This is a genomic window from Hujiaoplasma nucleasis (genome assembly GCF_013745115.1).
Taxonomy (GTDB): domain Bacteria; phylum Bacillota_I; class Bacilli_A; order Izemoplasmatales; family Hujiaoplasmataceae; genus Hujiaoplasma; species Hujiaoplasma nucleasis.
Map to the genome: position 1 here is coordinate 577304 of NZ_CP051151.1, position 26150 is coordinate 603453.

Annotated in this window: 22 protein-coding genes and 2 pseudogenes; 2 read left to right on the forward strand and 22 right to left on the reverse strand. The window is 29.5% G+C overall.

Going from position 1 to position 26150, the window contains the following annotated elements; all coding sequences use genetic code 11:
- Window positions 1–9: 9 nt before the first annotated feature.
- The 5 genes from HF295_RS02555 to HF295_RS02575 form a co-directional block, all read right to left on the reverse strand.
- The gene (locus tag HF295_RS02555; protein WP_312032285.1) at window positions 10–861 is read right to left on the reverse strand and encodes a DegV family protein; all 852 of its coding nucleotides are present in this window, start codon (window positions 859–861) and stop codon (window positions 10–12) included.
- A gap of 105 nt (window positions 862–966) precedes the next feature.
- On the reverse strand, window positions 967–1641 hold the full coding sequence (locus HF295_RS02560; RefSeq protein ID WP_312032286.1) for a hypothetical protein: 675 nt from the start codon (window positions 1639–1641) through the stop codon (window positions 967–969).
- A 188-nt stretch (window positions 1642–1829) separates the two neighbouring features.
- Window positions 1830–2132, reverse strand: a complete 303-nt coding sequence (locus HF295_RS02565) for a hypothetical protein (RefSeq protein WP_312032287.1) — start codon at window positions 2130–2132, stop codon at window positions 1830–1832.
- 390 nt (window positions 2133–2522) lie between these two features.
- Complete coding sequence (locus tag HF295_RS02570) at window positions 2523–5165, reverse strand: leucine-rich repeat domain-containing protein (protein WP_312032288.1); 2643 nt, start codon at window positions 5163–5165, stop codon at window positions 2523–2525.
- 618 nt (window positions 5166–5783) lie between these two features.
- Window positions 5784–8426: a leucine-rich repeat protein gene (locus tag HF295_RS02575; RefSeq protein ID WP_312032289.1), complete on the reverse strand. Its 2643-nt coding sequence runs from the start codon at window positions 8424–8426 to the stop codon at window positions 5784–5786.
- Between the two features lie 147 nt (window positions 8427–8573).
- On the opposite strand from HF295_RS02575, the pseudogene HF295_RS08705 reads away from it, so the two are divergent.
- A pseudogene (locus tag HF295_RS08705) lies at window positions 8574–9023 on the forward strand (IS66 family transposase); the annotation flags it as partial.
- A 55-nt stretch (window positions 9024–9078) separates the two neighbouring features.
- Here the strand turns inward: HF295_RS08705 and HF295_RS02580 are convergent.
- The 4 genes from HF295_RS02580 to tnpC all read right to left on the reverse strand — a co-directional run bounded on the left by HF295_RS02580 (window position 9079) and on the right by tnpC (window position 11478).
- Window positions 9079–9465, reverse strand: coding sequence for an IS3 family transposase (locus tag HF295_RS02580; protein ID WP_312032290.1), 387 nt, complete (start codon window positions 9463–9465; stop codon window positions 9079–9081).
- Between the two features lie 44 nt (window positions 9466–9509).
- Complete coding sequence (locus HF295_RS02585) at window positions 9510–9881, reverse strand: IS3 family transposase (RefSeq protein ID WP_312032291.1); 372 nt, start codon at window positions 9879–9881, stop codon at window positions 9510–9512.
- Window positions 9882–9891: 10 nt separating this feature from the next.
- Window positions 9892–10656, reverse strand: coding sequence for a helix-turn-helix domain-containing protein (locus tag HF295_RS02590; protein WP_312032292.1), 765 nt, complete (start codon window positions 10654–10656; stop codon window positions 9892–9894).
- A gap of 126 nt (window positions 10657–10782) precedes the next feature.
- Entirely contained in the window at window positions 10783–11478 is a 696-nt protein-coding gene (tnpC, locus tag HF295_RS02595; protein WP_312032602.1) for an IS66 family transposase, read from the reverse strand.
- A 14-nt stretch (window positions 11479–11492) separates the two neighbouring features.
- Here tnpC and HF295_RS02600 point away from each other — a divergent pair.
- Window positions 11493–11849: pseudogene (locus HF295_RS02600) on the forward strand (helicase-related protein); the annotation flags it as partial.
- 388 nt (window positions 11850–12237) lie between these two features.
- Here HF295_RS02600 and HF295_RS02605 read toward each other — a convergent pair.
- From HF295_RS02605 to HF295_RS02665, 13 genes are all read right to left on the reverse strand, one after another.
- Window positions 12238–12732, reverse strand: a complete 495-nt coding sequence (locus tag HF295_RS02605; RefSeq protein WP_312032293.1) for a hypothetical protein — start codon at window positions 12730–12732, stop codon at window positions 12238–12240.
- On the reverse strand, window positions 12733–13158 hold the full coding sequence (locus tag HF295_RS02610) for a hypothetical protein (RefSeq protein ID WP_312032294.1): 426 nt from the start codon (window positions 13156–13158) through the stop codon (window positions 12733–12735).
- A gap of 789 nt (window positions 13159–13947) precedes the next feature.
- Window positions 13948–15798, reverse strand: a complete 1851-nt coding sequence (locus HF295_RS02615; RefSeq protein ID WP_312032295.1) for a DUF262 domain-containing protein — start codon at window positions 15796–15798, stop codon at window positions 13948–13950.
- Between the two features lie 66 nt (window positions 15799–15864).
- The gene (locus HF295_RS02620) at window positions 15865–16062 is read right to left on the reverse strand and encodes a hypothetical protein (RefSeq protein WP_312032296.1); all 198 of its coding nucleotides are present in this window, start codon (window positions 16060–16062) and stop codon (window positions 15865–15867) included.
- A 548-nt stretch (window positions 16063–16610) separates the two neighbouring features.
- Window positions 16611–17024 carry a hypothetical protein gene (locus tag HF295_RS02625; RefSeq protein WP_312032297.1) on the reverse strand — a complete coding sequence of 138 codons (414 nt, stop codon included), beginning with the start codon at window positions 17022–17024 and terminating at the stop codon, window positions 16611–16613.
- 88 nt (window positions 17025–17112) lie between these two features.
- Complete coding sequence (locus HF295_RS02630) at window positions 17113–17868, reverse strand: DUF3307 domain-containing protein (RefSeq protein ID WP_312032298.1); 756 nt, start codon at window positions 17866–17868, stop codon at window positions 17113–17115.
- A 3-nt stretch (window positions 17869–17871) separates the two neighbouring features.
- Window positions 17872–18453, reverse strand: a complete 582-nt coding sequence (locus HF295_RS02635; protein WP_312032299.1) for a hypothetical protein — start codon at window positions 18451–18453, stop codon at window positions 17872–17874.
- Between the two features lie 31 nt (window positions 18454–18484).
- Window positions 18485–19210: an adenylate/guanylate cyclase domain-containing protein gene (locus HF295_RS02640; RefSeq protein ID WP_312032300.1), complete on the reverse strand. Its 726-nt coding sequence runs from the start codon at window positions 19208–19210 to the stop codon at window positions 18485–18487.
- A 44-nt stretch (window positions 19211–19254) separates the two neighbouring features.
- Window positions 19255–20514, reverse strand: a complete 1260-nt coding sequence (locus HF295_RS02645) for a hypothetical protein (RefSeq protein WP_312032301.1) — start codon at window positions 20512–20514, stop codon at window positions 19255–19257.
- A gap of 1049 nt (window positions 20515–21563) precedes the next feature.
- Window positions 21564–21746 carry a hypothetical protein gene (locus HF295_RS02650; RefSeq protein ID WP_312032302.1) on the reverse strand — a complete coding sequence of 61 codons (183 nt, stop codon included), beginning with the start codon at window positions 21744–21746 and terminating at the stop codon, window positions 21564–21566.
- Window positions 21747–22274: 528 nt separating this feature from the next.
- Window positions 22275–23735 carry an oligosaccharide flippase family protein gene (locus HF295_RS02655; RefSeq protein ID WP_312032303.1) on the reverse strand — a complete coding sequence of 487 codons (1461 nt, stop codon included), beginning with the start codon at window positions 23733–23735 and terminating at the stop codon, window positions 22275–22277.
- A 51-nt stretch (window positions 23736–23786) separates the two neighbouring features.
- Window positions 23787–24890, reverse strand: a complete 1104-nt coding sequence (gene wecB / locus HF295_RS02660; protein WP_312032304.1) for a non-hydrolyzing UDP-N-acetylglucosamine 2-epimerase — start codon at window positions 24888–24890, stop codon at window positions 23787–23789.
- A 15-nt stretch (window positions 24891–24905) separates the two neighbouring features.
- Window positions 24906–26126, reverse strand: coding sequence for a nucleotide sugar dehydrogenase (locus HF295_RS02665; RefSeq protein ID WP_312032305.1), 1221 nt, complete (start codon window positions 26124–26126; stop codon window positions 24906–24908).
- Between the last annotated feature and the right edge of the window lie 24 nt (window positions 26127–26150).

The window sequence follows — 26150 nt, forward strand, 5'->3', positions numbered from 1 at the left end:
GTATAATCTTTATTTAATTCTTCTTGCTACGTAAGCAATCATATCAGGACCTGTATGTACTCCAAGGACAGGAGTTAATTGAACGAGGTCTAAATTTCTAATATTTAAAACTGGTTTTAGCTTATCAGCTAAATCTTTAGCCACATCTTCATTATTACCATAATGAATGATTAAATCAATTAAATCATCTTTAAATTCATCCAATAAGATGGTTTTCATTTTTAATAAAGATCTTTTTAAACCAAAGGCTTTGGATAAAGTCACATAAACTCCTTCTTCATTGACTGTCACAATAGGTTTAATATGTAATAAGTCACCAATGGTTCCTTCAACTTTTCCGATTCTTCCACCAGCTTTTAAATACTTTAAGGTATTAATGGTATAAAAAGCTAAAGAATCTTTAAACCTTAATGTTTTTAATAAAGGTAGAATCTCTCCTACAGATTTATTTTGATCAATCAATTCTAAGGCGTATTCAACAATAAATGCTTGTCCACCACCTAAGGTTAAAGTATCAAATTGACTAACCTTTAATTCTTTTTCATTTTCCAATAACAATCTAAAAGAATTAAAGGTTCCAGATAAACCTGAAGATATATTGATAACCAATAAATCCGTGTAACCTTCTGCTTTTATCTTATTTAATGTGTCTTCTAAATCAGAAGCTGCAGGTAATGATGTTTTTACTGAGTGTGTATCTAATTTAGCATAAACATCATTGGCTTTAATTTCAATTTGATCCCTAAACTCTTTTCCATCCACAACAATCATTAATGGAACAACAAATAAATTCTTATGTTCTTTTACAAAGCCTTCTTTTAAGTTTGAACCTGAATCGGTTATAACAGCTATTTTTTTCATTATTAAAATCTCCCTTTAATTTTACTCTATCACACATAGTAGTTTACCAATTAATATTTCATTAGTCAAGAAATATTACTTTGCCTGATAGAGTAAAAAAAAGTTTTAAATTATATCAGGGTGATTGAAAGGATATATGATTAACTGTAAATGGTCATTATCATATGACCATTCACCGCTTTGTTCATATTGTTTAGGATACGAATACAATATACCATTAATAGATTGCATGTTTTCATGGTTTTTAATATCAATATACTTCACAGAACCACCAATGTGAAAATATTCAGGTTCAATATGACCATCGTCACCATCAATCACAAGTCTTTCTTCATTGGTAAAGACAAAGATTAAATGACGTTCTTCGTTTGCCTCTATAAAAATCTTATTATCTTCTATCTCATAACCTTCAAGTTGATCTAAGTCTAAGACTTCAAGCGATTCATATCGACTTATATTGGATAAGGTCTGTATAAAAACATAAGTCACTTGCGAAAAAGACATATATTCAATAGTATTATATGGTAAAGCTGAAAGATTATTAACTGAGGAAAAATCGTTTTCCACCACTAAATCATAGGTATTAGTTGTCCCTTTGCCTAGTACAGGAACAACTGAATCATCATTGCGTTTAATTAAGGCTTTGATTTCACAATCTTCATTAAACAAACCTGGACTTGCTTGGTCTATATTAAAGGCTTGCCCATCAACATAGGTACATGTAGAAATTTCATTTTCAAAAATAGAACCAGGATATTGCGTCTGACGTTCTAAACCCATATAATGACCATAAAAACATAATCCGTTAGATTATTTAAACGATTATATAGTTTTACACTATTAGGGATAAAGAGTTTTTTTTCATTTAAGTTCTTAGAAGAAAAACCAACCACTAAATAGTCATTCCAATAAGCAGGTAACTCAACAATATTTGAATTTCCATGATAGTTTAGTAGATTAACTTGTCCTCAAGACACTTCCACTTTAGAAAAAACCGATTCTATCGGTTCATAAGCAGGACTTAAGGTCACTTCTGTTTCAAGGACTTCTGTTAAACCAGCATAATAGTCTTCACCATCAGTCCAGCCGATAAAGACATAGTCATCTTTACTTAATTGAGGAAGTACTACTTTATCACCGATAGAACCCTTAATCTCTATATCTTCATTTGGGTATTCTAAAATAAAAACACCTATATCCTCATCTACTTCATTTTGACAGCTAAGAAGCAATAAAAAAGATGCAATCAACATCAATAATTTAAATTTCATAGATATAAACTCCCTTCTTCTATATTTGCATTATACAAGAAAAAAATGATTTTCAATAGACTAAGGAAAACTAAGTAAATGATGCAATATGATGCACAATACACCAAGGCATTATTGTTGTGCCAAAGTTTTTAAACAATCATATAATGATGAAAGAGGGCAGTTCATTTCATTATCAGGGTTTTTATTTTGTCAAGGTACTTACTGTTTGACGCTTACCTTCTTACCAACTTTTTTAGCTGTTTGTTTAAATAACTCTGGATTGGTTAACTTTCTCCATATAAGAAAAGATGCTAGTATTTATTAACTAACATCTTATGTCTTATTCTCTTGTTTACAACGTTTTACTTTTGTATAAACTTTTAAGGGTTAGTGCATTTGCAACCTCTTTTAACTATTTAAAATAGGTTCATCATCTATTAGTCTCCATTCATTAGACCAATATATATCTCTATAACTACTACTCGAACTTCCATTATAGGAACTGTATCCAAAGTAATAATCCCAGCTTGATGGTTGACTACTTGCATAAGAGTAGATTTTTATATACCTATAATAAGTAATTGCTCTTTCTTCTAGATAAGTCAATGTTGCAGGTAATACAATTTTCATTGGATATGAATAATTTCCAGAAGTATATTTAATCGCATGGGTTTTAATTCCAACAACATCGTAACCACCAAGTTCCGTTGGAATGACAAGCGTTTCACTGTAGTTCCATTCACCTGTATAAGCTAAAATATACGCTCCATTATTATTGATCATAAACAAATAATCATTTTCAATGCCAAAATCACTAATTGATTGTCCCCAAACAACTGAATCAACATCCTCATACCATGATGAATCCCAATTGTCCGGTTTAGAATCATGTTCAACAAAAATCGTTGCATTATCAGAGTAAAACGCTTGATAATTAACTGCAGATACAGATTCAGGTATAAATACATATTGTAATTCGTTTGATATAAATGCTTGAGATGAAATAAACATTATTCCATCACCTATTTGAATAAAATTTACTCGACCAAACGGGTCATAAAAAGCTCTTGATTTTATCCTAGTAATTGGTTTATCGTTATAAGTTACCGGCACATTTATTGTATCAGTTATTTCCTTAATCATCAGTATCTCAACTGTGGTCGAATTTTCTAAGTACACCATTTGATCATCTTGCTTAATTTCATCTTTTGTGTACCCAAAACCATACCGGATCCAACCATAATCACTGATAGAATTTGATCCCAAATTCATATCAACTAAGTTATTTTCAAATATAATAATCGGAGCTGGGACATACCCTATTTCATTATTAAATGAATCATACTTAGCAAATGTCCGGTCACTTATATCTACAATAGATGAAGGAACATATAAGATTTGGAGTTGTCGCATACCAGTAAATGCATAAAATCCAATTGATGTCAAAGTGTTAGGCAAATTGATGCGCGTTAAATGATTATCAGCAACAAAAGCATTATGCTCTACAAGATTAACATTCTTGCCATTAAACTGACTTGGTACATCTATTTCAGTTAGTTCTCCAGTGTAGTTCAATAATCCAACATAAGTCGAACGATCAACATACCAATAGCCATCTTCAGTATTCTTTACATTTTTATGAAAATAAGAACTTATAAAATCCACATCTGAATTTCCTCTATAGTAAATAGAGAATTCTTGAGGAAAAGCTTTTTCACCAATCGTTGTCACAGACTCTGGTAAAACTATGAACGATTCATCTGATATACTATAACCTATATCATCTTCAATAATCATCATCCCCTTAACAAAATCTACATTAGAAGAGTAGGAATTATTATAAAATGCATAAGTCCCAATTGAAGTGATGTTTTTGAAATCAATACCGGTAAATAACACTTTTGTGTTATAAAAAGCATAATCGCCAATAGATGTAATATGTTCGTAATTTAGTATTTCTTTCAGTTGAGTAGCATCTCTAAAAGCATTACTTGACATTGAATCTATATTCGCATGGTTAAAATCAAATGATTCTAAAAACTCATAATCCTCAAAAGAAGGTATTGATGTAAGATAGCGACTAATTGATAGAGATGTGATATTTGAAGGTAAAGCATTCTGTCTAATAGAAATAACTTTTTCACCAAAGATCTCATTAGGAATAATGATATCTGTATCATTACCATTATAAGCAGATACTTCGTACCCTGCTACACCATCTTTGACCATCAAATTAAAATACAAACCATCTGTTCCTACTCTATCCATATTTTTAGTAAAACCAGTGGGGATACCTGTATCTTCTTCTCCAATCCACCAATGTCCATTGTCTCCAATATATGGTGTTAGTCCATCCTCGCCTTGAGGTCCAGACAAAGCATCAACAGAAACAATATTATAATATTGATCAGTCCCTAAATATTTCCACTGAATATAACCATCTATAACATCAATTACTACTTCTTTACCATCGCTTCCATTTCCACCAGTCAATAATGATAAATCAATCAATTGATGCCATTCTTCTTCGTCTACATATCTCCAAACAATATATCCTTCAACAATATCAAACTCGACATTAGATGCATCGTTGCCAGACAAGAAATCAATATCTACTAAATGATTCCAAGAAGAATCATCCGTATACTTCCACATGATTGAGTTATCAATCATATCTAATTCTATCTCTGCACCATCATTACCATCTAAACCATTAGAACCTTCAATCAGAGACAAATCAAAAAGGTCAACCCAGGTGTCTTCTCCTTCATACATCCACTGTAATAAAAGGCCATCAACTTGAAATAACACTTCCCTTCCATCACTTCCACTAGGTCCTTGAATAGATTCCAACCATTCTTCATAAGAGCCATCAAATATTTCTGACTCTAAAGCTAGTTGATAAATTCCATGAATCTTTTCATACAGTTCATCTTCAGCCGTTAGTTCATATGTTGTATCTTCAATAGATGTAAGTATATCATCTCCATTACAACCTAAAACGCCTGTAAAAACAAGTAAGATAAATACACTATAAACAAATCTTTTCATATTATTATTTTGCCAAATCGCTATAGCAAATTCCCCTTTCGTAAATTGTTTTCTAACTTATTATATATAATCATTTAATGATAATCAATGCAATACCAGGTTTTTGTGAAAACAATTGTCAAACTATAATTATAGTATAGAACTGTATGTACCTTGACACATAACAAACCAGTTCTGTTTTTAACATATGATTACTATTTTTTTACCAAATGCCTTTGAAAACCTATCCTTTTAGATAACTAAGAATACTCTTGTTTTTATAGTTAAAAAATCTCTAAGCGATAAATCTTATGCCACCAAAACCAATAGAATTATTATCTACATTTTCAATCGCCACTTTTATACATTTTTTAGTTGACATTTACATCATCTTTAGAAATTTGATATCCATCGTTATCATATTTTCCTAATGGCCATTTCTTCAAGTTCTTGTTCATAAGTTCAATGTAGTGTTTCAGTATATTTAAACTCTACCTCACATTGTTAGTTGAGATTCCCCATAGTCAGTTGAAGAATAAATCTTACAAGAATTTCACCGATAAGATTAATATCTTCCCGACCGCAAGTAAAAAGTTAAACACTTAAACATAGCACTTAACTTTTCAAACAATATTATAATTATTCAATCACTCTGATTTCATAAAAAGACCAAAATGGATGATCTTGATATTGTGATAGGACCGAATCATCGACATAAATAATTAAACCTATACTGTTAAAATAGTAAGCATAATTTTCTTCATCAAAAGTTCCAACATCGATTATATGATCACCCCTAATGGTTAGGGTTTCTAAAGACTCAATTGAAAATATTTCTTCAGGTAGGGTTTGCAAACTTGATGATAATGTTAGATCAGTAATCGGTAAAGATGCATGAAACAAATATGGGTTAATCTCTTCAATGGAATCAGGTATTTCATAGGCTCCTTCTTGACCGATAAAACCGAGTAACACTTTGCCATCAAGGGTAGTTAAAAGAGCATTATTTTGATCATAATAAGGTGAATCTTCATGAATGCTGATGTGATTTAAATATCTTGTATACAAAATAAAATCATCTGCATGTAAATACGAAATCCCATCGATATCATCTATATACTCATAAAGAATTGGATATTCTTGTGGTAAATAAATATCTGTGATTATATTTTGTGTATTGAATTGATATCTGTTTAATGGCTTTGTCATGGTTTCTGGTAAAAGCAAAGTATTTGATTGGTAATCTTCAGGAACACATATTAATTCACTTAAATCTTTATTGTATAAAACTCCATCAACTGCTTGATAAAGTGGATTATTAGCATCAACAGTAATCGATTGAAGACTTGAAACATTACAGAGACTATTTAAACCCTTTGTAAGCTCTTCGTTAACATGGAAGTTGATTATATCGGCTAAAGGCGGAATATAACTCAAACCTTCCATATTCTTTGAATAAAGGATTTGATTATCTGTGATAAAGTAAGGGTTATCCGGATCAATGGAAATAGATTCTAAATGATGTAAACGGCCTAAAGTGACGTGAATATCATCACTAGTAAATTGAGCGTTTAAATGAATAGACTTAATGTTATTCTTATAAGCTAAAACATTGGGTAACCCATCAAATGGTCTATAATTATCATAACCATCTTTTATATAGATATCTTGATAACTATCTAAGATATATAATACACTTGAGGATGTTTTACTATAGACAACACCATCTTCAATATACATATAAGGATTATCATCCTCAATCGTTATTTCATAAAGATCAGGAGCATAATGAATTTCACGGAAAAAAGTCTCATCAACATCCTTGCCAATATGCAAATGTGGCAAGTCTCTATTAACAAGTCTACTTAAGGAAATATTTTCTTCAATCACCAATCTTTCAACACTTTGATTTACAAAAAAAATCATTGTTTTATCTTTATCATAAATAACACCATCTTCTTCTATAAAGATATCGTGTGTCCCATCAAGGTGGATATGACTCATATTTGGAAAAACAAGTAACAATTGATTCAAGTTAGAAAAAGTTTCATTGAGCGTTACTGATTCAACATAGGTGTTATATACACCCTGATGAATAAGGGTAACGTTTTCAGGTAAAGTGAATGATGTTTGCGTTTTTCCATTGGGATATGCCACCAGTCTAATGAAAGTATTTGAGTCACTTACTGAACCTGAATTATTGTTGAATCGATAATAAAGAATACCATCAATGGTAAAAAAATCATCGGAGTTTTTAACATCAATTTCTTTTAGATGACCATAAATATAGGTGTATTCATCCCATAAATCATAACGACTTGCATCAATAGTTAATAAGTCATCATCGCTGTAAACAAAGGATAAGAATTGTTCATCATCAGAACCAATAACAATTTGATTATCCATAACTGTATAATCATCTTTTTGAAAATCATTTAAGTGAAAAACTTCTAAATCATTCTTACCTGTTAGAATCGGATGATTTACAAATAATTGAACAGGTGCATAAGCAAATGATAGATAACGCAAAGTTGAACTATAAAGATTATAATCAGTATATGCCGGATCAAAATTTCTTATGACATCATATGCATATAAGATTCCTTTGCCTGGTACAGTAATTGCTGAATCATCATCACGTCTAATCAGTTGTTTGATAACACAGGCATCATTGAAATATCCTGGTTGAGGGTCATTGATATCGAAGGTCGATCCATCTTTATAAGTACATCCAGCAATTTTTTTAGCAAAAGATATACCATCCATGACCTCATCACGTATTAAGGTTAATGGACTGTCATACACCTTAAAATCCGTTAAGTATAAATGATAATCTGTGTTTTGAATTCCGCTTGGCAAAAATAATTTCTCAATCTTCGAATCTAAAGCAGAAAAGCCAGCAATCATATAACCTCTCCAATATACTGGAACACCAACAATCTTTGAATCACCTTTATATCCTACTAAAGATACTTGTCCCAGAGAGACAACCACTTTTTCAAAAACATCCTCTATGGCAATATAAGCAGGTGTTAATGTTAAGGACGAATTTTTGATTTCAGTTAGGCCAGCATAATATTCGCTACCATCTGTCCATCCTATAAAAATATAATCATCTTTAACAGCCTCTGGAATAATAACATTTTCACCGATCTGGCCCTCGATTTTAACAGTTTCATGCGGATATTCTAAGATAAATACCCCTAGATCAGTTGTCTCTTCTTTTTGACAACCATTGAGAAAAAACATAAAAAGAATAACGAATAAAATTTTGAATTTCATAACAATCCTCCTCTATATAATGATATTTCTAAACATATATATACTTAAGTCTTTTGTTCATTATAATTTTTTTATTAATTCTTTTCAATAGATGTTCTAATAATCAATCGTTTTTTGAGTGATTCTTGATCAAGAGCGTTTTTAAAAGACTATAAGGGTTATTTAGTCGGTGATGATTATGCTGGGTATAATCATATACCTAATGTCACACTTCAAAAGTATTTCGTTCATGCCAAGAGAAATTTTGTCTATATTTATAAGGCGAATAAAGATCCTAAGCTTTTAGAAATTATCGATTTAGCAGATAAAATTTTTAAAGTTTATAGAGGATTCAGGGATAATGAATTATCTCCAAAAGACATACATCATAGAAGAAACCAAGATAGTTATCTAAGAATATTAGATGGATATTTTAACTGCCTTAAACAGACCCACTATTCACCAAATTCAGTCACAGGTAAGTCGGTCGCTTACTCAGTGAAACTAGAGCGTGAATTAAAGACTTATTTGAAAAGCGGTCATATTCCAATGGATAATAACTTAGCAGAAAGATGTGTTAAACGTAAGCGTCAAACGGTAAGTACCTTGACAAAATAAAAACCCTGATAATGTGAACTGCCCCCTGTCAAGTAGACACGGTAAATAAATAAAATTAATATTGTATTAAATCTAAGGCTTGATTCCTAAGTTCCATAGGAGTTAAGCCTTTTAATACTGGTTGATAACGATGGTTATTGTAGAATACTATATATTCTTCAATAGCCATTTTTAATTGCTCGATAGATCTGAATTCATTCAGTTTATACATTTCAACTTCCATAACACCCCAAAATGCTTCCATTGGTCCATTATCAATACAACGTCCAACTCTAGACATGCTTTGTATAAACTTAACGTTATCTAACTTTTTCTTAAATGTTTTATTTGTGTATTGGAATCCTCGATCACTGTGAAACAATATATTTTCACAACCAGTATATGTCTTAATCGAATCATCGAATGTTTTAAAGACTAAATCGTTATTATTAGAAGTTCCCATACGATAAGCGATAATACTATTATCATATAGATCTAGAATCGCGCTTAGGTAAAGTTTTTAGTTGGACCTATAATCTTATATTCAGTCACATCTGTAAGCCATTTTTCATTAGGTTTCGAAGCTTTGAATTCTCTATTTAATACATTTTCTCCTACTTGCTCTGGCTTGTAACTCAAGTAATTCTTTCTTTTCCTACGGATTGCTGATGCAACACTTAATTCTCTCATATGTCTTCTTATACGTTTGATATTATACTTAAGTTCAAAGACACGATTCATGAATAATGTCATTCTTCTGTAGCCTAATATGCCGTTAAATAAGTCATGAAAGTTTAGAATGGTGTCTTTGATCCATTCATCTTCTTGATTAATATTATTTTTGCGTTTCAGCCATTTGTAATAAGAACTTCGATTCATTTCATATAAATCACATAAACTCTTTACTGGATATGTTTCGCTTAATTCGAAAATCGCTTTGTAGATTTTCTCTTGCTCTTTCTACTATCTCCCGCCTTTCGATTTCTTCCAACTTTTTTAAAGCTGCGTTCTCCATTTCTAAGTACTTATTACGAGCTTGTTCTTTCTTTAACTGATGTCTTAATTTTTCCTCAACTGTCATTTCAGATTCAGTTTTCTTTCGTCCTCGTTTATCCGTTAATCCTTCTTCACCATTCTCTTTATACTTTTTTACCCATACATATACTTGGGCGTAATTTACGCCATATTTAACTGCTGTTTCTTTATAGTTTAACTCGTGCTCTAAACAATATTTTACTATGTCTATTCTTTCTTCATATGTTGTTTTTCTTGACTTTGCCATATAGACCTCCGGTTTAGGATCGTAATCCTTAGTTTCTATATGACTATTATACTTGTTTAACCAATTTATTAACACTGACTTAGATGAAATTCCATATTTGTTTACGGTCATCTCCATCGAATCTTCTCCGTTAAGGTAATCACTTATTGCTGCCAACTTTAGTTTTTTACTATATGTTTTGTTCTTATCCGTAGTATTAAATGCACTTTCACCTAAAGCTTCATACTTGTGTCTCCATTCAAGTATCATTCTCTCGGGATACTTCACACCTATTGAAAACTCTTGTGATAACTTTGTTGCGCTTTCTCCTTCTATATATCTTCTTACAATTTCTAACTTTGCTTCCTTACTATATTTCAGTTTTCTTCCCATATAAAAATACCTCCAAAGTATCTTCCATAATAAATACTCATAATCATTTTGATTATTTTCTTTTTTTATAGTGTCTACTTTAGAGGTATCATATCAATGAAATCAGAGTTTGAGGTTTGTTAGGTTTTAACTTATATAATTCCATGGTAATAGACTTTCGATTTCTGTTTCTTGATTAATGGTCATATTAGCTAACTTGGTTAAAGTATCACTTAAATAATTATAAGGATTCACATTATTTATTAAACACGTCTGTACAATTGAATATAATCTAGCTGAGGCTTGTGCACCAGATACAGATTGATTGAATAGCCAGTTCTTTCTTCCAATCACAAATGGCTTAATTGATCTTTCAGCCCGATTATTGTCAATGTCAAGTTCAGCCTTGTCTAAGTAATGCATAAGGTTAGGCATTTGATTCAGTGCATAAGTTACTGCCTTTCCATACTTAGATTGTGGTAACGCATTGATAGATGCTTGATTAAGCCATGTTGAAAATTCATCAAATATAGGTTTGATCTTTTCTTGTTTAAAAGCATATCGTTCTTCAATTTCTAACTTTTTAGATTCTCTATCTAAATCAAATAACTTATTACAATAGGCTAATCCCTTAGCTGTATTTGATTTTTTAGCATCCTCAGTATTTTCAATGAGTTTATAAGCATCATTGAAATATCTTCTAACATGCGCTAAACAGCCTACTAATGTTACGTTATCTATATGATTATAACCACTATAACCATCCACATGTAAATAACCAGAAAAGTCTTTTAAGAACTCTCTTGGTATCTTACCTGATCTAGATGAATGGTAATCATAAATGACAAAGTGCTAGAAATCAAGCCTTATATAAGTTTAAACAAAAACAAGTCAGGGTCTTAGTAGCAACGGGTGTTGCTTCTAGAGGTATTGATATAGATGAACTATCTTTAGTCATCAATTATAATCTACCTGATGTGTCTGAAACCTATATCCATAGAATAGGTCGTACAGGTAGTGCCAATCATAAAGGTCAAACTATATCATATATATGTGAAGAAGATTATTTTCTATTAAAAGATATACAAAAACATATTAAAATGGAAATAGCTGTTAATAAAGAACATCCATATGATATAGAATTAAAAGGTATTAAAGCAATCATCAATTCAAATAATGCTCAATTGACACAACATAGAAAAAAGAAAAAGTAAAACCATAAGAATACACCAAGAAAATACCATCCAAAAAGTAAAAAGAATGCACAATAAAAAATGATACATTAATACTATAGAGAAGTGATATTTTCACGAATAAAAACTATAAGCCTAATAATCTAAATCATATTTGATTAAAGATTAAAATTATTGGGCTTTTTCTATAGAACTAATTTAAAAGATTTTTATTAAATATTGACATATTCTATATTTCAGTTAGAATTGTTGAAGTTGATAATAAAGATGTGTTGATCCGTCTGAAATAACTGTCGGTTCGCTGAAACACTTAACCTTGAACATAGTCTTTTCTTGCCGCCCCCAACAGTGTGCACTGTTATTTTTGATACTTTTTCTATGGACTAGATCTATATTAAGATTAACTATATTAATCACTCATAATAAATTCATTTAATTCGTTTTCATCTACTTTAAGCCACTCTATTCTAAGTAGTCCAGATTCTAGTGCATAGTCAAAATCTCTATAAAATCGTTGCTTAACTACAGGTGTTAATTTTTCATCAACATATCTAAGAACAAGTAGTAGCGATGATGGAACATTATTTCTTTTGGAAAATAGTATAACCTTGTTTAACATATAATAGAATCTTTCGAAATACATAATGGATATACTTGGATTAGATAAAAATAGAACCTCTATAAAATATACTCCATTAATATTTTGTACCATACCATCAAAAACAGGTGATTTACTTGATATAAAATCATTTACGCTAGATTTATCAGATAATTTTATGTTATATCGTATAGATGAAGTAGAACCAAAATATTTCAAAGAATTCGTTTCTAAATAATCAAAAGTTCTTTTTTCTAATTCCTCTCTAAACTTTCTATGGTCAATTCTTCTGTTAAAACGTTCCATTTATTTATCCTCCTCAAATTCATTATCAGCAATGTCTTCTTCTAGTTGTTCAAAAAATTCATCTTTCTCTTTAATTTCTTCCTCAGTAGCTGATTCAACTGGATTTTTTGCAACAGAGGGAAAACTAACATTCATCATTTGCAAATTTTGATTATGCAAATTATTTCTTAAATTAATATTTTCCGCTCTTAGTTCTTTATTTTCATTCATTTTATCTTCTAATGTATTTGAAATTGTAAATAGCTTACCAATTGAAAAATTATTAAATTTATTACTCAGTGTTAAAGTGACTAAAATTAGGACTAATATCACGTCTTCTGAAGATATCTTATAAGAATTACTACAAAAGTTAATTACAACTAAACAAGAGACGCCGATGTAAAGAATAATTAACAATAGATCATATAACCAAGAGTATTTTTTCATTTTTTTCTCCCTAAATTTTAATATTCACAATTTACTACTACGACATTTTTCCAAGAAAATATTATACTCAATACTTAATAAATATGTTTTGCTTTTAATTTAGATTGTAATAGTTTGATCAATATCATTATTACCATAAGTCTAATAAATCTTTTATTTCACTAAAACACATCACTTTGAATATGTTTTTTTTCGAAAATCAAAACATTATTTAATATCTCTATTAAGAGCAAAAGTCAAGTATTTTTTATCAAAAGTTCCAAACCCCTCAATTCCAAGTCTCAGTCCTGCTTTAACAACTGTCGGTTTCGCTGAAACCCTTCACTTTGAACCTATTTTTGCGTGTTGATCCTACACTTTGAACTATCATTTTATAGTTTTTTTCTTCAAATTGAAACACCATTTAACAGCATAATAAAGAGCAAAAGTCAAGGTCGTTTTATCTAAAGTTCAAATTCCCTCGACTCCATGTCGTAGTCCTAGTGAAATGACTGTCGGTTTCAATGAACCCCTTCACTTTGAACACAATGTCTCTTATGGTCTAAACAAAGACTTTATCGGGTTTCTATAAAAATTATGAAGAATCAATTTTCACCACCGTCATTAATGGCCCTTGTCCCTTTAGTATATACTGTCATTTAGTATAATTTAAACTTCAAAAAAAACATTGATGAAAAAATCTTGAAGTTAACCTTTTATTTTAAACATACTTTTGTATGCTAACCCTTTAGTAATTATTGTAGATATGTTATTTATTTTAGCGCAAATTTAAAAGAAAGAATATTGTAATCAATTAGCATCTAAAATGGCATTAAATTTTTCTTTCATCTCATATAATTTTGGATCCCTCTGTAAGGAAATTTCAAAATGTTTTCCTCTATCCTTTAGATGATTCAATAAGTCTTCCTCGTCTCTTAACAAATCATCTAATTCAAAATACCTAGTCACATTCTCCTTTGAAATATTAAATGGCGTTGCTGTAAAATTAAAAATATCATTCCATATAGCACTTATAATTTCTTCTTGTCTCTTTTCCAGGCCAAACATTCCATTTTTAATATAATTTTTAAGAGTTTTATTTAGAACAATAGAGGAATCACTTTCTAAAATCAATACTTTTTCGTTTATATCTTTATTAGCTAATTTTTCATTAATCACTTGAGTGGTTAAAGTTAGATTTTTAATGGTTGCATTATCAGTATCACCATCATCGCTTATCAAGTGTTCTATAGTTAAATTAGTGGAATCAAGACTAGAGTCTTTTTGCTCTTTTTGCAGATAATTCAATAAAACATATTTTACAAGTCTTGAATTTCTTTTTAAACGAGATTCCTTATTAGAATATCTTAACGATGGATTCATTGGAAAATTTTTCGTAAAATTGTCTTCATCAACATATTCCGAAACCCGTATAAAAAATTGTGTCATATTAAAAAGATAATCATTAATACAGTTTGAATAATATATTCTATAAGCAAATTCAGATACTATTTTGTCTATTCTATTACTTGTTTGCTGTGTGACATTAAAGATAAAAACAAAATTACGAAGATTTTTTATGGTCTTTTCAAAAACATCATTATCAATAACCCCATCCAATCGCTTTAACTCTATGGATGTTAGAAGAGATCTAATTTGCTGATTTCTTTTTATATCGAAATACTCTATAACTAATGAGCTGTGTTGTTTTGGACTTATATTCTTATAAGCAGTTGAAAATCTTAATAAATCATCTAAAAGATTTGATAACTTTTCTAATGGAATTTCATTTTTTATAAGTTTATAAACAGAATTCGAGTTCTCAGCACTCTTTTCAATATAACATTTTGCAAAATGATTAATCATATCATCGACATTATTTAAATGATTTGAATTTAATATAATGCTATTCCATTTATCTTTTGCTTCATCAATAAACTTGTCATCTCTAGGTTGAATGTATTTCATTAAATGATTTTTAAGAAGTTCTATTTGTTTTAACTTTTGTCCCCTAGCATTTAACACTTCGAATATATTGTAAATCTCCTCTTCTTGGTTTGATACAATCTCAACAATTTTAATATCAAGTAACCTTTCCAAAAATGCATCTAATTTATTTAAATCATAGTTTTTTAACTCTAAGTATAGATAATTAACTAAGTTATATAATTTATTTGATTTTTTAACTCTATTTATTTCGGTAGTTTTATCAAGTATTTCTTTAATATCTCTATCAAGTTCGTCATTGTCAATCATAATTACTTTTTCAGAGTCAGTCGATAATGATGTAATAAAAGTATTATTAATATAGTCAGCCCGTTTCAAAGATTTATCAGTTTGCATTTCCATAAAAAGTGATTTAATTGTTGCTAGCAATAAATATACAGTGGTAATCCGCTGTTGTCCATCTATTATTTCATAATCATCAATTCCAGATATTTTTTCACTTTGTTTTTTACTTGTCTCTGTACTTAATACTATTGCTCCTAAAAAATGAGACCATAAGTCGTGTTGGTTGATCATTGTGAATCTAATATCAGATAATAGTTCACTCCAATTATTTTTTTGCCAGACATAACTCCTTTGATATCTAGGAATTATATATCTCGACGATCTTTGAAATACCTCTGAAATACTTCTTGTTTCAGTCTTAAAAGACATTTTCCCCACCCCATATTATTATAAGTTTCTCCATTAAATAATGCGAACTACATATTTACAGCATCATTACTTAATTTTAACTTTATACCAGTCATTACCTTTAGAAATATATGGCTTTTCTAGAACTTCTCTTTCTAGAAGTCGGTTATTATTAGTAAATAAATCTCTAATAGAGCCTTCAAATAAAACAGTATCATCACTGTCAATAACTATTGCATTCATGTTTGAACTTTTTTCTTCTAAGCTTTCACGTAATGTAATCATACAAATAATCTCCTTATACAAAAATATTAGAATTTTTCCTTAAAAAATCTTCAAACTTACTTTTGCATACATTTTATGCTATATAGTCGAGAAAAGTAGCAGTCCCATCAGTTTCAATGAAACCTTCACTTTGAACAAAATTTTGCGTGTAGACCTTACACTTTAACACACACAACTGTGTGTTTTTTTTAAAACGTTGCAAGCTGAGTTGACGTCTATATGTCAACATTTGCAGGCAAACTGTTACAGTTTTCATACAGTTTCTCGCATTTATGTCCAGGCCCTGCACTTACAACTGTCGGTTTCGTTGAAACCCTGCACTTTGAACATAGTGATAGTTATGTTCTAGACAAGACGTTATCAGTTATTTAGCGAAAAACTATAAGTTTTTCTTTTTACTATTGTTAATATTTACCGATTAACTTGTACTATCGAGTCTTGATTTTGTTCCTCAAACTCGATATTTTGATTGTTCAAAACCTTTATGTAATCGATAATTATAATCTAAAAATACATTTATTTCATAAAAAGCAATTGATCAATACTTATTATAAATAATGAATCATTTCAGTATTATCACTATTAGAAGTTAATTGAAAATTGAGAGATTTCCAAAACCCAATAGAATTTAGTGCGTTGACCCTAATTATCTTTACACCAATCTTTTTCATTTCAGAAATACATTTATTCATTATTCTTGTCCCATTCATATTTTTTTTATAAATCACTTCAAAGTGGTCAATCTCTATTAACTGTTTTTCTCTTTCAAGGTAATAAGATATTAGAGCTTCTATAACATTATTTTCGTCTCTAATAATTTCAAATTCATACTCTTCCCAATCCAGTTTTAGATTTGAAGATAAAAGAAATGCTTCATCTTTTCCTGACAAAGATTCCCAAGAGCTAGATTTTAGGTTTGTTATTTTTGTTAAATCGATATTTTCATTTATTATGTTTTTCATAGTGTTATCATCCCAAGTGTTTTATACGCTAATATATCATGATAAAATTGTTTCATATCAATTGTTTTTAACATTTCTTTTGTAATAATTATAAAAGTTCCATAAAAGTATAATAATACAGTATTCCGATGAACACCATTAACAATGATAAGAGATTTCCGATAATAAAAGCATTTCTATTTATTATCTTAGATTCTTCTCGTTTAAAGTCAGAAAAAACTTTTAAACCTAAGACAACTATCAATACTTCATAAACACCAATAATAATTGTTGGTGTTATTAATAATCGTTCTAGTATTCCTATATACTTTGCTAATTTGAAATTTTCATCATGCACATACTCTTTTAGTATACAGTTCATTGAAAGTTTTATAAACTCATGGCCAAAGAATGTCGCTATTAAGACAGCATTAACAATTATAATAATTTGTTGATCAATAGTTGATATATCATCTATAATAAACAACTCTAATAAGAGTAAAATACTAAATACATGGACTAGTTGATCATAAATCAATATCCATATATTAAACTTCTCGTTTTTAATGTTTTTTACATATGGAATCTTTGTTTTAATTTTAACAAAATAAGATTTAAATAAATCAATTAAAAAATGCATTAAAGCGAGTATACCTAACTTCAAAACGTAAACAAACAACAATTCAAAATTACCTGGATTCACAATAAGCCAAAAAACTGTCAGCATAACAATATAGGAAACATACGTTTTAAGTGCATGAAGAACACTTCCAATAAAAGGTTTATTACTTCTCGTGGCTACATCATTATCATTTTGAATAATAAAGTCACCAATCAAATGAAACATTAACAATAGATGAAACATTTTTTATCTCCTTTTTAATGATTTTATTCTATAAGCACTAATACCAGATTTTTCCTTACACTTATAAAGCTCTTCGAAACCCTCTTTTGAAAGCAGGTTATTTATTGTTTTTGTAGTAAGTATACCATCAAAAATAAACTCTTTGTGTTCTAGGGATGTCCGATTATGATAATATGCATACTTTGTTGCAGTATTAATGGATTGTCCGATTAAAAATTCTGATTTATGGATATTTGATTCTAACTTAATTATTTTAACCGGTGATTTTTGCATTCCAATGCCGTATCCCAATTTTAAATTTGGATACGCTAAAGCTAAATTTTTGATATATGAAATAACTTCTGTAATTAATTTATTTAGTATTTTATAAGACTTTAAGAATTTTTCTGTTTCATAAATTAAAATATATCCATCACCTGTCGATTTAGAAAAAACAACACTTCCTTTATTATCATGGATTAAATTATTAAACTCTAATATAATTTTTTCTGCTAATCTCACATCATTATCATCATTTATTAAATTTGAAGAATTCCTCATATCAATAACAACTGTTATAGCATTATTAATAATTAATGACTCCATAAAATACCCCTATCTTTTTCTAAGCATAAAACTAAATATTACTATCTATCCAATTATTCATTTCAGTTTTAATTGAATTACTCGTGAAATAATCTTGATAAGGATGTTTTTTCAATAATTCTTCATTATTACTAAACTCTTTAATATTAATATATGAAGTGTTACTTATTGCAATACTTGAAGATGTTGTCTCATTTCCATAATTTTTACAAGTTACTTTTGACAGATAATCTGCTTTCGCCAAGGCTTCACCTATCCAGACTTTTTCATTGATTCCACTACCTTTTTTCCCAGCTTTAATGATCAAATCTTCAGATGTAGCCATCCCGATACCAGCCCTTACAGGATTAAGGCTTTTCTTCTTAAGTAGTTTATTTAGCATTTTTATATATGTGTTTAGCCAAACACAAAGATTAAAAAGTTCATTTTCTGTTTGTTTATTTGGTGAACTGAAAACACCATAAACACAATCTCCTCTAACGCCTATTTCTCTCACTAAAGTCGATGATTTCATTATTTCAATTATTTCTGATGAATAAGCTCTGATTGTTCTTGCTACATCTTCTTTTTTTGTTTTTGCAAAAAATTCTGTAGATCCTCTTAAGTCAACAAAAATTGCTGTAACCCAACTTTTAATCCCGTTATCGTAAGTCCATCTACTTTCATCTTTAGGAATACTATCTACATTCTCAACAGATGTGCTAATATCAAGAATGCTTTCTACTCTTTGTTTTCCTTTTTCATAATCATAACCCATTTACTCATCCACTCCTTGAAAAATATCTCTTTAAAAAAATCCCTTTATGAAGTACCTATTAGTGATATTCTATATAGTTTATCCATTTGATAACTGACTTCAAATAACTCGTTTAATGCATTAAATAATTTTATAGTTGCGCTACAAAATTCTAGATAATCCATCTCAATTTCACTTACTCTTCCACGATGAGAATCTTTAAAAATAATAGTGTTTTTATCAATGTTAAAGTCTCGATCGAAATGTCCTTCTGCATTTCTTATTTTGTTCGAAATCAATCCCGTGTAAGGTAAACTAAATGTATCAAAAACGCACAATAAACTAGATAATTTCATATATTTCGAATTAAAAGAGTTAATTACGTTATCAAACCCAACCTTTGCTGAAGACACACAAAATAAATTACAATTTCCTCTTACAGTTATGTTGTTTAAACCTATAATCAAATCAATTTTGTCGCAAAACAGTTCATATGCTTTAGCATAAAAAGCAGTTAGCAATGCTACATGTTTTGTAGTAACTGTATATTTACCACTAGTAATGTCGGTTTTCAGTTCATCCATCGAGTTTAAGAGTGGGATAAAATCCGGTAAAATTTCCATGTACTGCAAAGTTATTTCATGCATTCTTTTTTCAAAGTCAATATAATACTTCTTATCTCCTAGTAACTTTGATAAGTTAACAATCTTCTGGTGTTCAGAAGAATTAATTATTTTATTAAACGTAGTTGGGTAGTCGAGAATTCTATTTCTTCTATTTTTCTCAATAAATGGTGATAGTAAAAAAACTCTCGACTGGTGAACAACCATTAACATTTCTAGTTCATTGGTAATCTTAAAGGCTTTTGGTTTTTTCCAAGTATCAATCATTAACCTAGTTAGTGACATCTCGTTTAATTTTATAATTAATGTTCTAAATTTCTCACTGTTCCATAGATTTGAAATTATCGTATATTCATTTTTATATTTAAATAATCTAATTAAAGCGTTTTTCAACCTGATTAAATTATCAATTCCTTGTTTCCCATATGAAGCAAATGATCTGATAAACGGAGTTGGTTGAAAATAATCATCATCCTTAACAACTTTTTGTTGTAAAAATTCTGATGATAACTCTACTACAAAATCAGCTAAATCATTCGTAGAATTAAATACCTCTGCATTATTAACTAAAAATTCAATGCCAAGATTTTTCATTTCAGGTTTAGGTTCACTAGGTATTGTTACCAGCCCAGTGATTTGCGTATGACAATTTGGACAATTAAAATTGATAGTAATATTCGAGAAGCCAATTTGAGTTCGCAATCTAAAACTAGTGTTACATACTGAACATTTAATATAATTATTACTTACCATAATTTTAAACTCCCAATTAAATATACTATCTATTAACTACAAGGGCCTTGTCCCTTTAGTATGTACTGTCATACTAACCCTTTAGGTTAGACTGTTGAGGTTAATATTCTACTTTTAAAACACAAAAGTGTTGTTTTTTTAGAGCGTGTTGAATGTGGACTTTTCATCTAAACTAAGATCATAACTGTGTGTCAAAATCCGAAGTTTAAATCCCCTCAAATACGTTGTCGCAGGCCTAGTGAAACAACTGTCGGTTTCGCTGAAACCCTTCACTTTGAACCTAATTTTGCGAGTTGACCCTACACTATGGACTGTCATTTTATAGTTTTTTTTCAACAAACTAAAACATCGCTTAACATCTCAACTAAGAGCAAAAGTCAAGTTATTTTTATCAAAAGTTTAAATCCCCTCGACTCCATGCCTTAGTCCTAGTGAAATGACTGTCGGTTTCTATGAACCCCTTCACTTTGAACATAATTTTACGTGTGACCCTATACTTTAACACACACAATTTTTTGTTTTTTGAAAAACATTGCAAGGTGAGTTGACGTCTATATGTCGACATTTGCGGCAAAATGTTACAGTTTTCATACAGTTATGTGCCCGGTTGTCGCAGTCCTTCTGAAACAACTGCCGATTCTATGAAACCCTTTACTTCAAACACACTATTTTAAATTTATTTCAAAATTCCAAGCATCTCTAACCATATTTTTTATAGTTAGCTTTGATTCTTAATCTAGCTCTTCTTTAGCTTTTGTAGTATCTGTATAACTGATAGCTATATCGCATGGTCTTCTATAAGTTATTTCATGTGGAACATTTACATTATTTGCGTTCATAAATGAATTAACAAGTTCAAGTATTGATGTTGCTTTCCTTGTACCTAGGTCATATATATTTATACCTGATTTATAAGATTTTAATGCACAGAGATGATCTTTTGCTAGATCAACAACATGTAGTAATCTCTAACGCCTATTCCATCAACAGTTTCACAATCATTTCCATATATCCACAAATTTTTCTTTAATTCCTTTAATAACTTGGATAAAATATGGTACTAAGTTATTGGGTATACCAGTAGGCACTACACCAATCAGCTCGCTTTCATGAGCTCCTACTGGATTAAAATATCTTAATAGCGTAACAGAAAAAATCCTTGCTTGCTTTAACAGTGCCAATTAAAATCCGTTATCTCATAACTTTTGCTACACCATAAGGATTGGTTCTTTCTAACAACTGTATAGATTAACCAAATAGTTATTATCCAACTCCATAAACAGATGCTGAAGAAGAAAATATAAGCTTTCTTACATTATATTCTAAAGCAAGCTTTGCTTAAGTTTATTGTAGAAAGTAGGTTATTGAAATAATACTTAAGTGGTTGTTCAACAGATTCTCCAACTGCTTAACAACCAGTAAAATGAATAATATCATAGATTTTTTCATTTTCGAATAACTTATTAAGAGAATCATAGTCTGTCATATCAACATTATAAAAAAATATATTTCATCTAGTGATTTCCTATATTTTTGCAAGCGTTTCAATCAAAAAATTATTAGGGTAATCCACTACTTTTACATAATATTTATTGACTAATAATTCAACAACAGTATGTGAGGCAATATAACCTAATAACCCCATAACTGAAACTTTTATTATTTAGATGACCTCATCTAAATTATACAATTAGTGAACATCTATGACACTAATAATAGTTATTTAAATCCTTCCATAACTTGTAAACTTTCTTATAGTATATGAAAATCAAAGCAACTCCGCCGATGCAAGCTAGTAAGATAGATTCAAGAATACTACCTATATATATTTCAATTGGCAAAAGCATTTTAATTTGCAACATTAAAATCCCTATAATAATAGTTATTACTAGAATTATAAACATATCCTTCCAAGGAAATAGACTCGAAAAATTAATTTTAGTCAACTTACTTGTAACAATTAGTTGAACTAACTGCATTAAAAAAACGGATACTAAAGTAGCAATTGCAGGTCCAATAAAACCAAATAATCTATAAAAGGCAATATTTAAAATAAGGTTTACTACTAATGTGAAAATAGAACTGTATAAAATAAACTTAGTTTTTCCTAAGGCATTTAATATCATTCCAAAGTATGTGAACCTCATTAATAATAATAATGAATAAAGTCTAAAAACTAGAACTCCATCAATATATTTATCTGAATATAATAAAGTAATTACATCTGGAGCAAAAACAAAGATTCCGACAGTAAAATATGCTAAAAATAAAAATGAGATGATAATGATTTTTTTCCAAAGTAGTATTGCTTTTTCAACTTCATTTTTATGGATAAAACTAATTATCACTGGTAATCCAACCGAAGTAAATGCTAACGCGATGAAAGTAACGGGTAATTCTTTAGCTGCATTAGTGAATATGGCCATTTCCTTAACACTAAAATATCTTCCAACTATTAGTTTGTCCATTTGCTTGTTTATTGTTCCTACTAAAGATGCTAGTCCTATTGGGACCGAATAAGCAAAAATCATTTTTAAATACGCAAATTCCATACTGAAATGAAACTTTTGAATTTTTTTGCTAACAATCAAGTAAACAATAAAGGTAAATAATAATTCTACAAAAACAAATAATATCATATAATAAAAAAACTCAAGGTTTAGTAACTGAACTATGATTATAATAAATATTAATCCTATACCATTTGAAATTTTATATATGATTAATTTGTTAGAACTATTATATACTATTAATATTTTACTAACACTAGATATAATTAGTTTTGACCATGGATAAAACGCTAAAACAAACCAAAATGTTTTTAACATGGGATTATTGAAGTATTCAACAATAAGATTTGTAGATAAAATTAATATTAAACCTATCAAGAGTCCTAGAATAGTAGAAAAAACAAAATATGTGGATAAAAATTTATCCCTTTCAAATTGATTAGTTGCTCTTGATAAGAAATAATTTATACTATTAGGCAAGCCTAACATCAATAATGTCATAGCCAAATTGGTGATTAATAATATTTGAGAGTATGTACCATATTCTTCGAGGGTTCTAAATCTCGATAATAACATAGCAGAAATCATAGATATTGTTAGTGTGAATATTTCAGAAAAAGATAACTTCGCTGTGTCTTTTCCTATTGCTCTGTTAGACATAGTACACCTCTCTTTTAATTAACTTATTGGATATATATACCATAAGACTATTTACATTTCTTCACATAATATATCTACTATTTTTTTACTTGAGAATCCATCTCCATATGGATTATCAGCTTTAGCCATTCTATCATAATCAGATTGATTAGAAATAAGATTTTTAATATTTTTGTATATATTCTCAAAGTTTGTACCGACTAATTTTAAAGTTCCTGCTGTAACACCTTCAGGTCTTTCAGTGGTATCTCTCATAACTAAAACAGGAATCCCCAAACTTGGAGCTTCTTCTTGAATCCCTCCACTATCTGTTAATATTAAATAAGACTTTGACATGATATTATGAAAATCTATAACTCCAAGTGGTTCTATTATTTTAATTCTATCAAAATTATCAAAGATTTTTTTCGCAGTTTCACGTACAATTGGGTTCATATGAATAGGATATACAACTTTTATGTCGCTGTTCTCTTCGAGTATTTTTTTTATCGCACCGAACATGTTTTCCATTGGGGCACCAAGGTTTTCACGTCTATGTGCGGTCAATAATATTAATTTAGAATCGCCAACCCATTCAATTAAATAATGCTTGTAACTATTCCTTATAGTTGTTTTTAGTGCATCTATTACAGTATTCCCAGTAATATAAATTGAAGATGGTTTTTTCATTTCATTTTGTAAGTTTTTAGCAGTTTGTAATGTTGGAGTAAAATTATATTTCGCTATTAATCCAACAGCTTGTCTGTTAAACTCTTCAGGGAATGGTGAACTTAAATTATAAGTTCTTAATCCTGCCTCTACATGACCAACTGGAATTTGTAAATAAAAACATGCAAGTGACGTTACAAAAGTAGTAGATGTATCACCATGAACTAGAACAACATCAGGTTTTTCTTGCAATAGTACGCTTCTGATTTGTTTTAATATATGAGTAGTAATATCAAACAAATCCTGTCTAGGTTTCATGATGTCCAAATCATAATCTGGAAGTATATTGAACACCTCCAATACTTGATCAAGCATTTCTCTATGCTGAGCAGTAACTGTTACAATAGTTTTGATATTTTCCCTTGTCTTTAACTCTTTTACAACTGGACACATTTTGATTGCCTCAGGTCTTGTACCAAAAACAACCATTATTTTTTTATTTTTCATCTTCACACACCATTTCTATAGAGTATACTTGTCACTAACACTTAAAACATTTTTAGTATCTAAAATTAACAATTTTGAAATTTTCTTTTGATTTTCTTTTATATGTGTATGTCCTACCATAACAACTAACAAATCGATATTACTTATAAATTCATCAAAATCAAGAATTTGGTTATCAACTATTTTTTTATTTACATGAGGATCATATACTTTAATACCAAAAGAAAGATGGTTATTCATTTTTTCTAATAGTTGTAAGGTTGGACTCTCTCTAACATCATCAACATCTTCTTTGTATGTTATTCCGTATAAACCTATTTTGGTTATGTCACGAATGTTTTTCTCTTGCATTATAGTTCTTATTCTTTTCAAAACATGATCAGGCATAGAGTCATTAATTTTACGTGCAGTCAAAATAAGATTTGTTAAATCTGGATAATCTCCAACTAAGAACCATGGATCCACCGATATACAGTGTCCTCCTACTCCTGGACCAGGCTGTAATATATTCACTCTTGGATGCATATTAGCAATTCTAATTATCTCATAAACATCCATATTATCTGCACGACAAATCATTGCCAATTCATTTGCAAATGCAATATTTATATCTCTAAAAGTATTTTCTACTACTTTTGACATTTCTGCCGACCTTATATCTGTTACTACGATATCTGATTTACAAAAATGTGAATATAGTTTTTTTATTTTTTCACCTACATTAAAATTATCTGCTCCGATTGTCCTAGAATTGTGTTCAAGTTCATAAATCATATTCCCTGGTATTATTCTTTCAGGAGCATGTACGAGATGTAGGTCTTTTCCTAATTCAAATCCCCTTTTTATAATTTCAGGTTTAACATATCTATCAATTGAGCCAGGTGAAACTGTAGATTCAATGACTACTATCGAGCCTTTTTCACAAACATCCATAACTTTATTAATGGCAGAAATCACAAACTTCGGATCAAGTTTTTTACTTTGCTTAATATAAGGCGTTGGTACAGCTATAATATAAGTACTTGTTTTTTGATAATCAGTGGTAAACAAAATTCCGTTTTCTATGGCTTTATCAAACAGTTCTTGTAACCCTTTTTCTTCAAATGTGATCTTTCCTCCAGATAGGGTATTTACGAGATCATCGCTCAAATCTGTTCCCACAACCTTAAAACCTGCTTTAGCAAACATGAGCGCTGTAGGTAATCCAATATATCCCATTCCTATTACATTAATCATAATTACTCTCCTCTTTTAGTCATT

Excerpts from the sequence above, each read along its gene's own strand:
- HF295_RS02555 (WP_312032285.1), bottom strand. The coding sequence starts at position 861 with ATGAAAAAAATAGCTGTTATAACCGATTCAGGTTCAAACTTAAAAGAA.
- HF295_RS02560 (WP_312032286.1), bottom strand. The coding sequence starts at position 1,641 with ATGGGTTTAGAACGTCAGACGCAATATCCTGGTTCTATTTTTGAAAAT.
- HF295_RS02565 (WP_312032287.1), bottom strand. The coding sequence starts at position 2,132 with ATGAAATTTAAATTATTGATGTTGATTGCATCTTTTTTATTGCTTCTT.
- HF295_RS02570 (WP_312032288.1), bottom strand. The coding sequence starts at position 5,165 with ATGAAAAGATTTGTTTATAGTGTATTTATCTTACTTGTTTTTACAGGC.
- HF295_RS02575 (WP_312032289.1), bottom strand. The coding sequence starts at position 8,426 with ATGAAATTCAAAATTTTATTCGTTATTCTTTTTATGTTTTTTCTCAAT.
- HF295_RS02580 (WP_312032290.1), bottom strand. The coding sequence starts at position 9,465 with ATGGGAACTTCTAATAATAACGATTTAGTCTTTAAAACATTCGATGAT.
- HF295_RS02585 (WP_312032291.1), bottom strand. The coding sequence starts at position 9,881 with ATGAATCGAAGTTCTTATTACAAATGGCTGAAACGCAAAAATAATATT.
- HF295_RS02590 (WP_312032292.1), bottom strand. The coding sequence starts at position 10,656 with ATGGGAAGAAAACTGAAATATAGTAAGGAAGCAAAGTTAGAAATTGTA.
- HF295_RS02605 (WP_312032293.1), bottom strand. The coding sequence starts at position 12,732 with ATGGAACGTTTTAACAGAAGAATTGACCATAGAAAGTTTAGAGAGGAA.
- HF295_RS02610 (WP_312032294.1), bottom strand. The coding sequence starts at position 13,158 with ATGAAAAAATACTCTTGGTTATATGATCTATTGTTAATTATTCTTTAC.
- HF295_RS02615 (WP_312032295.1), bottom strand. The coding sequence starts at position 15,798 with ATGTCTTTTAAGACTGAAACAAGAAGTATTTCAGAGGTATTTCAAAGA.
- HF295_RS02620 (WP_312032296.1), bottom strand. The coding sequence starts at position 16,062 with ATGATTACATTACGTGAAAGCTTAGAAGAAAAAAGTTCAAACATGAAT.
- HF295_RS02625 (WP_312032297.1), bottom strand. The coding sequence starts at position 17,024 with ATGAAAAACATAATAAATGAAAATATCGATTTAACAAAAATAACAAAC.
- HF295_RS02630 (WP_312032298.1), bottom strand. The coding sequence starts at position 17,868 with ATGTTTCATCTATTGTTAATGTTTCATTTGATTGGTGACTTTATTATT.
- HF295_RS02635 (WP_312032299.1), bottom strand. The coding sequence starts at position 18,453 with ATGGAGTCATTAATTATTAATAATGCTATAACAGTTGTTATTGATATG.
- HF295_RS02640 (WP_312032300.1), bottom strand. The coding sequence starts at position 19,210 with ATGGGTTATGATTATGAAAAAGGAAAACAAAGAGTAGAAAGCATTCTT.
- HF295_RS02655 (WP_312032303.1), bottom strand. The coding sequence starts at position 23,735 with ATGTCTAACAGAGCAATAGGAAAAGACACAGCGAAGTTATCTTTTTCT.
- wecB (WP_312032304.1), bottom strand. The coding sequence starts at position 24,890 with ATGAAAAATAAAAAAATAATGGTTGTTTTTGGTACAAGACCTGAGGCA.
- HF295_RS02665 (WP_312032305.1), bottom strand. The coding sequence starts at position 26,126 with ATGATTAATGTAATAGGAATGGGATATATTGGATTACCTACAGCGCTC.